This window comes from Mycoplasmoides fastidiosum, assembly GCF_024498275.1.
Lineage (GTDB): Bacteria > Bacillota_I > Bacilli_A > Mycoplasmatales > Mycoplasmoidaceae > Mycoplasma_N > Mycoplasma_N fastidiosum.
This window is the reverse complement of the sequence record NZ_CP101809.1, coordinates 1,109,867-1,123,218: the sequence shown is the minus strand read 5'-3', so window position 1 is coordinate 1,123,218 and position 13,352 is coordinate 1,109,867. Positions and strand designations below refer to the sequence as shown.

The following is a 13,352-nucleotide window of genomic DNA, read 5'->3' as shown; positions in this document are numbered from 1 at the left end:
AATTAATTACTAATTCTAACTTTGTTGTTTTTTCACATTACCATTGTGTCTTGTGTTCTTATTTAAAAACAAAAAATAGAACTAAAATTTTATTTTTTGTTCTCGGCGAGTTAAAAAATTATTCTTTAGTAAAGACATGGGCTAATTTTTTAATCGCTCCAAGCATATTGCTATCTCCTATTATTAATAACTAAACGCTATAATTACGTGCATATAAAATTGTCAGTTTCTTGATGATTTTTCAAAAATTACTTTTGCCACTTGATGGCATTATAAAAAATACCGATATTTAATACATCTTTAATCCAAACTATATTTCTCCTGTATAACTGGATTATCAAACTATATAATTAGTCTGTTATTATTTTTTACAAACAACCCACTTTCATTCAGTGGGTTGTTTTTTTATTGTAATTAAAGATGTTAAAATGATTAATTTTCAATTATAATTAGAACCGCTTTGCCGATTTAGTTTAGTGGTAAAACAAGACAATGGTAATGTCTAGAGAGCAGTTCGATTCTGCTATTCGGCACCATAATAAAAAAATCAGCTATTTTACAAGAGTCGAAACTAATAATTAGTTTTCAATCAAGTGAAATAGTTGATTTTTTATGTTAATGAATTAAGAATTGATCATTTAATTTAATATTAGCTGATGTGAATAAAGCAATGGGAATGATTCAGTAACTATGCTGGTTAATAATTCAATCCTTCTTGATTTTATTGATGTTCAATCAGATATTGGTAATGCGGTGATCAAAATTGGTTTCGATTAAGGCAAAAGTTAAATTTAAATCTAAATCTTTATTTAAAAATTGAAAAGTACAAATAACATTCATTTCATCAATTTTATTGATGTCATTGATTGCACCTCAGTTAACTAAATTACGTAATTTCACGACTAAAGAACGAAATTTTTCTTTTCCGTTAATTGAAATTTCATAAACCCGAAAAAAAGATTGACGCATTTTAGCTTTTTTAATATTGTATTGCCATAAGTACTTGCGTAAAGGTGTTTGGTACATATTTTTGCTTGCAATTTAGTTTTGAAAAAATGGTAAAACCCAATAAAAAAACCGCCATAATCACGAGATTATGGAGGCGAGTTGCTTCTGTAGAAAATAATACTTGTGGATCCAAATAAGCACTACATTCACATCCACAACTCATTGTGTAAAATGGAGGGCTACCAAATTACACCTTTTATTATAACTAATCCAGTAATAATTTTCAAAATAATTTAATTTTTGATTCCCGTTTTTTGCAAAATTCATCAAGTTTAATTGGTCAAAATTTAATCTAAAATCACCCTTTAAAAATGGACAGCAAAAAACGACTATAATTAAGGTTGAATAATCGACTTTTCTGCAGGGAATAGTTGGTTATACTCTTGTTATTTTTGATTAAAAAAATGCCTTTTAACATATATAATTAAAACCATGTTAAAGTGTAATTTTGAATTTCAAAATTTACTAATCAATAGCAAAAATTTAATAAATTTTAGGTTACAAATAAGTGAAAAAAGACAAAGATTTAGAAAACAATTTAGAAGTAACGTCTAGTTCAATTTTACGTGAACTAAAAGACGTGAACGAACAATTGGAATTAGTCAACAAAGAAGAACAAGAACTTGAAAAGTATTTGCATGCTAATATCTTCAATTTTGTAGAAGCAAAAGAAGGTTTAGAAGATGTATTTAAAGTTCAAGAAAAAGCTTTACAAATTGTTGATGAATTAGACCGCGGTTTATTAAAGTTGGATCGAACTGTTCCATTACTTGAAGTTCGTCACTTAACTAAGTATTACGAAAATCAACGACAACCAGCAGTAGTTAACACTAGCTTTAAAGTTTATCCTGGAGATTTTCATGCTTTAGTTGGTGCAAGCGGTTCTGGAAAAACAACTTTATTAAACTGTATTCTACGTAACGACACTAGTTATCAAGGTGAAATTTTATTTGCTAACAAAATTACTAGCGAAGAAGAACTAAAAACTTGATTACCATCTATCGGAGTTGTGCCTGCTCAATTTGATTGAGACCCAAATTCAACATTGCATGACTTAATTGTACAAAAAGCAGTTGCTTTAGAAAAAACTCATTTAGAAGCTTTATCTTACGCCCGAAGTTCTTTAGAAAAATTAAATCTATGACATTTGCGAACTCGTAAAGTTGTTGAATTAGGTTTATTAGAACGACGTAAATTAGGTCTTTCTATTGCATTAATTAATAATCCTTCATTAGTGATTTTAGACGAACCATTGACTGGCCTGCAAAAACACGAAGAAGTTGAATTATTAGTTTTATTAGCTAAACTACAAGCTGAGTCTCGTGGAGTATTAGTATTAAGTCACTTAATTGACGAATTTAGTGGCTATGCTAACATGATGACTATTCTTTCAAAAGGGCGAGTTTTTTTCTCTGGATTAGTAAAAAGTTTAGAATTACAAAACCAGTTCAAATTTTTAGTGCAAACAACTGACAACCAATTAGCATTAACACTGCTAAAACGAATCAACTGTAAATATCGTTATAACGAAATTTCTAAAACTATTCTTGTGAAATTTGATGGCCAATTGAACTTATTATTATTCCAAAAAGAATGTGCAGCAAAAAACATTATCATTACTGACTTGAAACATGCAGCAACTAGTTTAGAAGACTTATACGTAGTTTTACTAAAAGTAGGAACTAGTGAAGCAATTCGCGAAATTTATGATTACCGTGCAACCCATTTAAACCGCCAAGAAGTGGAATAATTAATCTTTAAAAAATAAATATGAAAAACAAAAACCGTTCAATTGCTTGAACGGTTTTTTTGTTATTTTGTTTATAAAAATAAAGATTCTATTTTTTACAATTAGCTTCTAATTGGGACAAATAAGATTTTTCTTTTAATCGATTAATGAAAAATTCTTGAATTTTTCGTGCTACACCATCATTGCCATTATCAAACGGAGTGACGCCTCGGGCCACAAATTTAGCCGTAGTTTTTCCGTTTTTCATTGCATAACCATAATGAGCTTTGGAAACCAAACTAACATCATTATAACCATCCCCAAAAGCAATGCTTTTATCTAAAGGAATTCCATAGTAAGAAGAGAAGAATTCTAAAGCATTACCTTTGTTAGCAAAGACGGTATTTACTTCTAGAATTTTGGATTTATCATTTAAAGATCACATTTGACAAGTCATTGTTTTTACTTTGGATTTAATCAAACTAATAATGTAGTCAATGTCAACTGAAATTGATAATTGAATTAAAATTGATGGAATGTTTCTTTGGGTTTGAAAAACTTCTTCAAAACCATGACTAGGACGATCTTTTTTTAAATCAAAATGGAACCAACGGGATAAATCTTCAATGTGTTTTTCATCAAGTGGAGCATAAGTTCGTAAACTATGCCCATCTTCTAAGATAATGTTTTCGATCACATTTAAAATTTCTTGATCTTCACATAATTGTCGTAGAATATCGCTTGAAAAAACATAATTAATTGGCACCATGTATTGATCATATGGTTTATGCACAATCGAACCATTTAGATTGGCGATTAAAGTATTTAATTCTAATTGATCATAAAATGGTTTAGCAGAACGTCATGGTCGTCCGGTCGCAATACAAAATTTATGACCATGCTTATTTAAAATTTTAATAACTTTTTTAGTGTAATCAGTGATCTCTCCTTCACAATTTAAAAGAGTGCCATCCAAATCAGAAACAATTAAAAATTTTTCAGGAGTGAGCGCAAGTGCTTTTTTAAAATCACGCATTTGTTCTTGTTGAATTTTAGTAGACCACTTGTTGGAAGGATCGATTATTTGATGGTTTTCATCTGTAGTTTCTTCAATTTTATTTTTCACAATTTACCTTCTTTTTAAAACATATTTTCAATAAAAAGCAAGCCTTAATTAATGCCGCAATTAATGATGTTGTAAACCATATAACTGTTGCAATTGGTTAATTTTTTTCTGAGCAATTTTTTGACAATGTTGGTGATTATGCTTCAACATTGTTGCTAATGCTAAATCATCAATTGTATTATATTTGTTTTGAATTTTTGCGAGAAAATCACAAACAACATCAGCTACTTTTTCTTTTAATACTTTATAACTTTGATCTTTTAATGAGGTTACAAACTCATTAATAGCTGTGTCGGTTAAACCGCAATAAATTTCAATTAAATTGGTTACACCAGGTTGGTTTTCTCGATCAAAATTAATGGAATTTAAAGAATCGGTTTTGGCATTCATGATTTTATTGCGTGCCACATTAATTGGATCAGTTAAAAAAATAGTGCCTCGATCGGTAATGCTAGATTTAGACATTTTTGCTAACGGATTTTGTAAATCCATAATGCGCGCACCAACTTTAACAATGTATTCTTCTGGTATTACAAAAAAATCTTTTTGATATTTATTATTGATGCGAATGGCGATATTGCGCGCTAATTCTAAATGTTGGCGTTGATCTTCACCAACTGGAACCAAGTGTGCATCATACATCAAAATATCAGCCGCCATTAAGACAGGATAAATTAATAAACCAGTTGGAATAGTCACTGTCTTGTTTTTTAATGTAACTTGTTGGGATTTATCTTTAAACTGGGTCATTCGATTTAGTTCGCCTAAAGAAGTTTGAACTAATAATAAATAACACAATTCTAAATGTTCAGGCACAGCTGATTGGTAAAAAATTCGACAACGCTCAGGATTTAATCCGGCTGCTAAATAATATTTAATTACTTCTAAACTATTCACAGCCAATACAGCAGGATCAAACGAGCTGGTTAACATGTGATAATCAGCAACAAATAAATAGCTATCATACTCATTTTGTAATTTAACAAAATTTTTAATAGCCCCAATATAGTTCCCCAAAGTTAATTTATTAGATGGTTGGATGCCAGAAACAAGAATCTTACTATTATTCATACTTTATAAATCTTCAAAAATTTTAGTAGTAAAGTTATCAATTTTATTAATTTTATTCAGATAAACCCATTGGATTACATCATTAACATAAAGCCGACCAGTCATCACATAACGTCCATTATTGATACTTAAGTCAAAGAAACTAACATCAAATAAAAAATCTAATTTAGTTAATGGTTGACCTAAAATCATGCGCCGCCGATTATCTTGTTCATCATTAGGATGATTAAAACGTTCTAAATCAAGAGTATTTGATTTAGCATCATAAATGATTGATAGTTTTAACACAGCTCCATCATACAAGTTTGCATAAAAACTTTTACCTGGTTGAATTTCAATTGTTTTAAAAAACAATTTCTCATTTTCGTTTTGTCGTACTAAATCAATGTAATCAGGTAATAATTTTAAATAAATCCGCTGGTTTTGAAATAGAACTCTTTTCATTGGGGTTAAACAACCAGCTCAACCATCTGTAGCTTCAACGAAATTGGTTTGTTCGGGCAAATTTGCTTGACCAATCATTAAATACCGGTCTTTATCTTTAAAAATTTGGGGTCCGTAAAAATCAAAACCATAATCCAATTGACGCAACTTACTAATTGGTTGAATTTTAGTTTCAAGGTCAAAAAATTCAGATAAGGAAAAAGTAGTATAAAAAGTTCTACTAGTTGCTTTAGTATCATTACTTGTTCGTACAGGGACCATTCCAAAAACTAAAGCCACTTGATCGTTTTGAATAATAATATTGGGACACTCCACTGCACGCCAGCTAGCAGAAGTAATTTCAAATCGCTTAAGAAAATTAATTTTGTTATTTTCTAAATCAAAAGAAAATAACCAAATTTGGGCTCGGTTATTATTTGTACCAATTCCCACTAGAAAATAAACTTTATATTCATGAACAAAAACAAAGGGATCTTTGAATTGACTAGCAATAATTTTGTGAAAATTAATACTAGACATTAATAACCGTTTTTGAGAAACTTTAGCGTTTTTATCTAATTTAGCTAAAACTAAAGTTCGTACACAATTGTTAAGTATATCACCACCGGTATTGACATCACCTGAATACATTATTAATTGCTTGTTTTGATAATAAAAACAGGATCCCCCTAAACAACTGGCTTCATCATAATCACTATTAGGAGAATTAGTCATTCACTGGTATTGATAAGTGAAGAAATTGTGGGTTTTAGCCATTGAATAGAACTTAATATTGCGGTTTGTTTCAAAGGGATTATGCTGAAAAATCACATGATAGTGCTTTGAATCAAAGAAGATGCCAGCAGGATGATCAATTAAACCAAAGTTAGGACTAATTAAAGTTTTAGGGCGATAAATGCTAACATTGTTAGCATTAATTTTTTGTTTAATTTTTCATAAGTCCGCTTTGATGTAAGTGGTTTTGTTTGTATTCATTTTAGTGGTGAATTTAAAATTTAAATAGTTATTAAATATTATAATATTTTTAATTTTTTTAGAAATCTATTCTCTGATAGTCGGGATTTTAGTTCCAAAGATCAGAAACTAAAAAATTTTTATTAACACAGTTTGGAACAATAAAAAAATTACTTAATTTTTTGTTAAAATTTGTTTAGTTTCTTAGCAGATGTTTTTTTCTTAAAAAATACGCAAAGAAAATCTTTATTAATATTGTCTAGATGAATCTAGAGTTAAAAGAAAACGAGGAACATGACCTTAGACAAAGAAAAATCTTTAAGAAATAAATATTTGCAGAATGCATATTTACCCTTAGGATTAATGGGCTTTGCAATTACCACAGTCCTTTTATCGCTTTATAATTTAAGAATCTTTTCAACTGCTGCAAGCCCAGTAACTGAAGCTTGAGCAATTGTTTTTATTAGTGTTTGCGCACTTGTATTAGGAGGTTCAATCCAGTTTATTGCTGGATTAAGAACAATTCATTATGGCCACCAAAAAACCGGATCAATTTTAGCAACATTTGGTGGCTTTTGATTAATTTATGGAACCTTCCAATTATTGCTTAATTTAGCTCCACTTGATGGCACCACTCTTGCTGGTAAAAATCCGGCTGCTGGAGTACCAGCACATGCACCTAATTTTATAAGAGCAATTGTTGCAGTTTTTTTATTTCTTTATGGTGTTATTTGTATTGTTAGTTTATACATTAGCATGCACAAAAACATTATTACTTCATTAATCTTTTTCACCCTAATTGTTGCTTTTTTCACTTTAGGTATTGGTGATGCAATTGCTGGAAGTGGCGCAGCTACTCAAACAGCTTTTAGAGCTAAATTACGAGCAGCTAATGCTTTTCAAGTTATTGGCGGTGTGTTTGGTTTAGCCGCTGGCTTCTCTGCTTTCTATCTTGCATGAGCAGTAATTTTGGTAAATATTTTCAAAAAACCAATTTTACCATTTGGTAAACCAATCTTGAAACCCCGTGATGCTTCAGTTCAATTGGGTGATTAATTTTTATTAAATTAAAAATTAATTCTAATAACAGACTATTAAAACATGATCTAAATTTGGATCATGTTTTTTGTTTTATGAAGGATAGATTTGTTCGATAACAATAAAAAAATCCAACGATGTTAGTTGGATTTTTTGTTGTTTTTTAGGTTTACTAAACTTATTTTAATTTAGGTTTAGCAGCTAGTTTGTAAAGAGTTCGCACTAATGGACCAGAACCAGAGCCATCAGCAAATGAATCCATACCAGCAATGTCTAAGTGGTAATAAGGTTTGTCACTACTAAATTCTCGTAAGAAACATGCGGCACGAGAAGAGCCAGCATTTGGAGAATTAGTGGAGTTTTTAATATCAGCAATATGACTAGTTTTTAATAAACTGATGTAATCATTATGGAATGGTAAACGTCAGATTAATTCAGCGGCATCAGCTGCTGCAGTTGTTAAAGCATCCCAGTCTTGATCAAATTTAGATCATGCTCCAGCAAAAGTGCTACCTAAAGCATAAATCACAGCTCCAGTTAAAGTAGCAATGGTTAATAGTTTGTCAGCTTTTAAATCTTTGTAAGCATAAGCTAAACAGTCAGCCAACACTAAACGGCCTTCAGCATCGGTATTATCAATTTCTACAGTAGTACCTTGATAAGAAGTTAAAACATCATCAACTCGGTAAGATTTGGAGTCAACCACGTTTTCAACTAAACCAACCACACCAATAACATTGGTTTTGACTTTATTAACCGCTAAAGCACGAACAGCAGCAACTACTGCAGCCGCTCCGGACATGTCAAATTTCATGCCCCGCATGTGACCACCAGTTTTAAGACTATAACCACCAGTGTCAAAACAAACACCTTTACCAATTAAGGCTAATTTTTCTGCTTTAGCATTGGTTTTGTATTCTAAAGTTACAATCCGTGCTCCATCATCAGAACCTTGAGCGACACCACAAATTAGCTCCATTTTTTTAGCAAGTAATTGTTTGTGAGTTAAAACATTTATTTTGACTGGCAAACCTTTTAATGCACGTTTAATTTCTTCGACAAAAGTGGAAGGATATAAGAAATTATTAGGCATGTCTTGTCAGCGACGAGCTTGAGTTTGGGCAGATGCCAAATTAACTGCTTCGTTGCATTCTTTTTTACATCGAGCTGGCACGTTGGTTACTTCGTGTTTTAATTTGGAACCTTTAGTGGTTTTCATGGAAAATGGCACTTTATTGTTACCATATTCAATTGCAGCATAAACTGCTGTTGCCACAGTTTCTAGACCTAATGGTTTTTCCAAAACTTTTAAAAAGGAATCAAAATCAACTGCTAGTTCTTTAGGACTTTTTAATGCTAAGTTTAATAGACTACGATACAATTCGTTTCCATTAGTTTGAGAAGGATTAAAATGTAAAACTTTAGCAAGAGGACTTAGTTCTTCAACTTCCAAATGTTTTTTTTCAGACTTTGCTTTACCAACTGCGGCTGCAGTTATTACAACTTTGGACGCAGCGCTTGTTTTTTTTGTTTTCATAAATTGTGAAAAAAATTCCTATTCTATTATGGATTTTTCTAAAAAATAATTTAGTTTCAATAAATGATAACAGAAAAAAATTAATTAGTTGTTGATTTAGAAAATCAACTCCAAAATCCAATACATTTTAAAAAGGTCAACAACAAAAACCCCCTGCTTGAAATTGAGCAGGGGGGTTTTTGTTGTCAGATAAAATTAACAATTATTTTTGAGCAAATTGTAATGACAAATTACGTGTTACATAATAAATTGCTTCAGACAAAGTTGGATGAGTATGAGCTGTAGCAGCTAAATCATCGATAGTTAAATTATTGTTCATGGCTACAGCTAATTCATTAATTAAAATGGAAGCATCATCTAAACCAATGTGAGCTCCTAAAATTAAATGAGTTTGCGGATCAACAATTAATTTGAAGAAACCACGACTAAAACGTTGTTCAGCGTGATTACGAGGTAGCTGAGCAGCTGGAATTTCAACCACTTGGTATTCTTCAGGCTTTTTGGTTTTTTGTAAAAATTGTTCACTAGCTCCAACAGAAGCAATTTCGGGACTTAAATAAAGTGCATAAGGCACATTGCTTAAATTAATTGGCCGTGATTTTAAACCCAAAATAGAGCGAGCGATAATTCCGCTGTGAATGTAAGCAACATTGGACAATTGAATTTGAGCAGTTACATCACCTAAAGCATAAACATGAGCTAAACTAGTTTTCAAATCAGGAGTTAAAACTAACCGGTTGCGTTGATCGCGTGCCAAGTTTAGGTTAGTGAATGATTCATCATTGATAATTCGACCAACAGTTTCTAGGTATTTTTCGGTTTTAATTTGGTGTTTGTGGCCATCATGTTCATAAATTAATTGAAAATCAGCAGTCATTTCTAAAATTTTGGCACCAGTCACAATTTTAATTCCCATGTCTTTTAACATTTCATCAACCAATTTAATTCCACTTACATCAAATTGGGGAATGATTGTTGGCATGTCTTGTAGAATGGTTACTTCAACTCCTAAAGTCGCATACAAATAAGCAAATTCTACAGAAATAGGACCACCACCAATAATAGTTAATGATTTAAATAATTGGGGTTGGTTGTAGTATAGAAAATAACTACTTGTGCTCAAAACTTCAGCTTGACGTGCAGCTGCAAAACCAGGTAAATCAAGTTCGCGAGAACGACTTCCAGTTGCTAAAACTAATTTATCAAATTCTAAAGTTTCACCACTTTTTAATTGTAAAGAATGTTCATCAATAACAGTTGCTTCATCTGTGAACAAATCTACTTTAGCTCCAATTAGTGTAGCATTAATCGCACCATTTAATTTCTCTTTTAATTGTGCGCGATTAGTTTGGATTTTGGTGTAATCAATTTTTTGCACATTAACATCAATACCATAATCAGCATAATGTTTCAAATTATTAATTTTTTTAGCAGAGCTTAATAAAGCTTTAGTTGGAATACACCCGTAGTTAACACAAGTTCCACCTAAAAAGTTTTTTTCAATTAAGCCAACTTTTAGGTTGTTTTTGGCTAGATCAACAGCTAATGTATAACCACCAGGTCCAGCACCAATTACAATGACATCATATTTTTTCATGTCGATTTTAATTTTCCCTCTTATTTTGCAAAATTGCTCACTAGTTTTGATTTAGTAATTTTGCAAATTTTATTTTAATGAGTTAATAAATATTTAAAAAGATCATCAGATCATCTTAATAAATTGAAATTTATTATAGCCTCTGGTTTTTGAACCCAAGAAGAATTATGATTTATTTATATTTTTTTTAAAATACTACCAATTTTTAAACTGTTATGTTGATGTTGTCTAAAATTATGGAAACCATTAGTAAAAAACAAAAAATCGTCACAAAAACTTCGTGACGATTAAATTAAATATATGCACAAAAAATGGCGGAAGCTAAGAGATTCGAACTCTTGCGCAGGAAATCCCACCTAACACCTTAGCAGGGTGCCCCCTTAGCCACTTGGGTAAGCTTCCGTATCGAATATAAATTATACACCAAATCAGACCCAAGTGTGCAAATAAACTAGTTATGATAAATTGAAAAAATTTTCGATTTAGTACTTTAGTTTATCAAATCAAGATTTTAAAAAAGTCCTTAATTGGTGCTTTTTTACAACCTAGAATTAAGTGGATTTCAAAAAGCAATTTTTTTATCTCATTTTTTTGGAAAATATTATTCTTTTGTATTTTATTAATAGCAATTTTTCATTCCCCTATTTTTAATTAGGTATAATTAAAGTTGCGTTTTAACGTTCTTAGTATTTTAATCGATACTGACAGCGTTTAAAAATGATACATATTACACATAAGGAATTTATTTCAGAGAATAAATTATGTCAATTACACCAAAGTTACACTTTTTTAAAAGTGAACAAAAACCTTACCGGTTACTTGATAAAGATGGTAATTGGTTATACCCTGAAAAAAAAGCGCCCCTATCAGTTGCTAAAGTTAAAGCAGCTTTTGAACGCATGATTTTTCAACGTACCCTAGATGAAAAAATGTTGCAAATGCAACGTCAAGGACGAATGTTAACTTTTGCACCAAACTTAGGAGAAGAGTGCTTACAAGTTGCTACGGCATTAGCAATGAATAGCGAAGACTGATTAATTCCAGCTTTCCGCTCTGGATTATTAATGTTAGAACGTGGTTTTTCATTAAAAAACATGTTACTTTATTGGAACGGTAACGAACGTGGTTGTGAAGTTGGCGAAAAATGAAATACTCTCCCAATTAACATTACCATTGGCACTCAAATGTCTCATGCTGCAGGAATTGGTTGAGCATTACGAATTGATAAAAAAGAAGCTGCTGCAGTTTCTTTCATTGGAGATGGAGGAACTGCTGAAGGCGAATTTTATGAATCATTAAATTTTGCTGCGTTACGTAAAGCAAAATGAGTAGCTGCAATTAATAATAACGGTTTTGCAATTTCTACTCGAACTGATTTAGAAAGTGGTATTAATGATTTATCTGCTAAAGCAATTGCTGCGGGAGCTCATTATTTAAGTGTTGATGGGAATGATATTTTTGCCTCTTATGAAGCTGCTAAATTAGCATTAGATTTTGCTCGTTCTGAAAATGGTGGTCCAGTTGTTTTAGAGTTTGTGACCTATCGAAAAGGACCACACACCACTTCTGATGACCCATCTATTTATTTAAAACCAGAAGAAAAAACTGTTGGTGAAGCAACTGATCCATTTATTCGCACTGAAAAATGATTACGTGATAAAAAAGCTTGAACTGATGAAGATTATAATCGCACCCGTGAAGCTGCATTAAAAGAAATCGATGAAGCTTTTAAACAAATGGAAGCAGAATTAATTCCTCCATTGGCTGATGTTTTTGATTACACTTATGCTGAATTAACACCTGATTTGAAACGTCAAAAAGAAGATGCGATCAAACGATTTGGAGGTAAATAATAATGGCTGATAAAAAAACTCTTAATCTAATTGGTGCAGTGACTGATGCCTTAGATTTAGCGCTTGAAAAAGATCAAAATGTTTTACTTTATGGTGAAGACTGTGGTTATGAAGGGGGAGTATTCCGCGCGACTGCAACTTTGCAAAGTAAATATGGCGAAACCCGAGTTTTAGATGCTCCAATTGCTGAAGCAGCAATTGTTGGAATGGCTGGTGGTTTAGCTTTAGCTGGTAAGAAACCTGTGGTAGAAATTCAATTTGATGGTTTTAGCTATCCGGCTTTCCAACAATTATTTTGTCAAGTAGCACGTTATCGGAACCGTTCCCGAGGTCGTTGGGCAATGCCAATCGTTGTTCGTGTACCAATGGGGGGAGGCATTCGCGCTTTAGAACACCATAGTGAAGCTTTAGAAGCAATTTATGCAGCTCACCCAGGAATTAAAGTGGTTTACCCATCTAGTCCTTATGATGCTAAAGGCTTGTTATTGGCAGCGATTGAATCTAAAGATCCTATCTTGTTTTTAGAACCAAAAAAATTATATCGAGCGTTCAAACAAGAAGTGCCTGCTGGTTATTACACTGTTGAAATTGGTAAAGCCAATGTGATTAAAGAAGGTAGTGATATCACTTTAGTTTCTTATGGATCCACTTTACACGAAGGAATTGCTGCAGTTAAAGAATTGGGCGATAACATTGATGTCGAAATTATTGATTTACGTACCATTTCTCCACTTGACTGGGATACTGTTTTAGCATCAGTGCGTAAAACTGGTAAATTATTAGTGGCAATTGAAGCTGTGAAATCTTTTTCTGCAGCAGCAGAAATTGTTACCCGTGCAACTGAAGAATGTTTTTATGATTTAAAAGCTGCCCCAGTTCGTTTAACTGGTTATGACATTATTGTTCCTTATGCACGGGGCGAAAAATATCATACCGTAACTAAAGATGATATAAGCAAAGCATTGAAAAAATTAGCAGAACTTTAATTTTTAGCA

At 31.7% G+C, this 13,352-nt stretch carries 10 protein-coding genes and 2 tRNA genes; 5 read left to right on the top strand and 7 right to left on the bottom strand.

Annotated elements, in window-relative coordinates:
* Window positions 1–462 precede the first annotated feature (462 nt).
* Window positions 463–536: transfer RNA gene (locus NPA10_RS04000), tRNA-Thr, on the top strand.
* 79 nt (window positions 537–615) lie between these two features.
* Here NPA10_RS04000 and NPA10_RS03995 read toward each other — a convergent pair.
* Window positions 616–1,026: a hypothetical protein gene (locus NPA10_RS03995; protein WP_256547423.1), complete on the bottom strand. Its 411-nt coding sequence runs from the start codon at window positions 1,024–1,026 to the stop codon at window positions 616–618.
* Window positions 1,027–1,516: 490 nt separating this feature from the next.
* On the opposite strand from NPA10_RS03995, the gene NPA10_RS03990 reads away from it, so the two are divergent.
* Window positions 1,517–2,758: an ATP-binding cassette domain-containing protein gene (locus NPA10_RS03990; protein WP_256547422.1), complete on the top strand. Its 1,242-nt coding sequence runs from the start codon at window positions 1,517–1,519 to the stop codon at window positions 2,756–2,758.
* An 88-nt stretch (window positions 2,759–2,846) separates the two neighbouring features.
* Here the strand turns inward: NPA10_RS03990 and NPA10_RS03985 are convergent, their stop codons facing one another.
* The 3 genes from NPA10_RS03985 to NPA10_RS03975 are packed head-to-tail and all read right to left on the bottom strand — an operon-like array spanning window position 2,847 to window position 6,353.
* Window positions 2,847–3,863, bottom strand: coding sequence for a Cof-type HAD-IIB family hydrolase (locus tag NPA10_RS03985; RefSeq protein WP_256547421.1), 1,017 nt, complete (start codon window positions 3,861–3,863; stop codon window positions 2,847–2,849).
* Between the two features lie 60 nt (window positions 3,864–3,923).
* Entirely contained in the window at window positions 3,924–4,934 is a 1,011-nt protein-coding gene (trpS, locus tag NPA10_RS03980; RefSeq protein WP_256547420.1) for a tryptophan--tRNA ligase, read from the bottom strand.
* A 3-nt stretch (window positions 4,935–4,937) separates the two neighbouring features.
* Window positions 4,938–6,353, bottom strand: coding sequence for a sucrose-6-phosphate hydrolase (locus NPA10_RS03975; protein ID WP_256547419.1), 1,416 nt, complete (start codon window positions 6,351–6,353; stop codon window positions 4,938–4,940).
* Window positions 6,354–6,626: 273 nt separating this feature from the next.
* On the opposite strand from NPA10_RS03975, the gene NPA10_RS03970 reads away from it, so the two are divergent.
* On the top strand, window positions 6,627–7,388 hold the full coding sequence (locus NPA10_RS03970) for an acetate uptake transporter family protein (RefSeq protein ID WP_256547418.1): 762 nt from the start codon (window positions 6,627–6,629) through the stop codon (window positions 7,386–7,388).
* A 160-nt stretch (window positions 7,389–7,548) separates the two neighbouring features.
* On the opposite strand, the gene NPA10_RS03965 is transcribed toward NPA10_RS03970, so the two are convergent.
* The 3 genes from NPA10_RS03965 to NPA10_RS03955 all read right to left on the bottom strand — a co-directional run bounded on the left by NPA10_RS03965 (window position 7,549) and on the right by NPA10_RS03955 (window position 10,906).
* Complete coding sequence (locus tag NPA10_RS03965) at window positions 7,549–8,907, bottom strand: leucyl aminopeptidase (RefSeq protein WP_256547417.1); 1,359 nt, start codon at window positions 8,905–8,907, stop codon at window positions 7,549–7,551.
* A gap of 202 nt (window positions 8,908–9,109) precedes the next feature.
* Window positions 9,110–10,504 (bottom strand): dihydrolipoyl dehydrogenase, encoded by a 1,395-nt coding sequence (locus NPA10_RS03960; RefSeq protein ID WP_256547416.1) that lies wholly within the window; start codon window positions 10,502–10,504, stop codon window positions 9,110–9,112.
* 312 nt (window positions 10,505–10,816) lie between these two features.
* A tRNA-Ser gene (locus NPA10_RS03955) sits at window positions 10,817–10,906 on the bottom strand.
* A gap of 359 nt (window positions 10,907–11,265) precedes the next feature.
* Here NPA10_RS03955 and NPA10_RS03950 point away from each other — a divergent pair.
* Together NPA10_RS03950 and NPA10_RS03945 are read left to right on the top strand one after the other, a co-directional pair.
* Window positions 11,266–12,357 carry a thiamine pyrophosphate-dependent dehydrogenase E1 component subunit alpha gene (locus NPA10_RS03950; RefSeq protein WP_256547415.1) on the top strand — a complete coding sequence of 364 codons (1,092 nt, stop codon included), beginning with the start codon at window positions 11,266–11,268 and terminating at the stop codon, window positions 12,355–12,357.
* A 2-nt stretch (window positions 12,358–12,359) separates the two neighbouring features.
* Window positions 12,360–13,343, top strand: coding sequence for an alpha-ketoacid dehydrogenase subunit beta (locus NPA10_RS03945; protein WP_256547414.1), 984 nt, complete (start codon window positions 12,360–12,362; stop codon window positions 13,341–13,343).
* Window positions 13,344–13,352 lie beyond the last annotated feature (9 nt).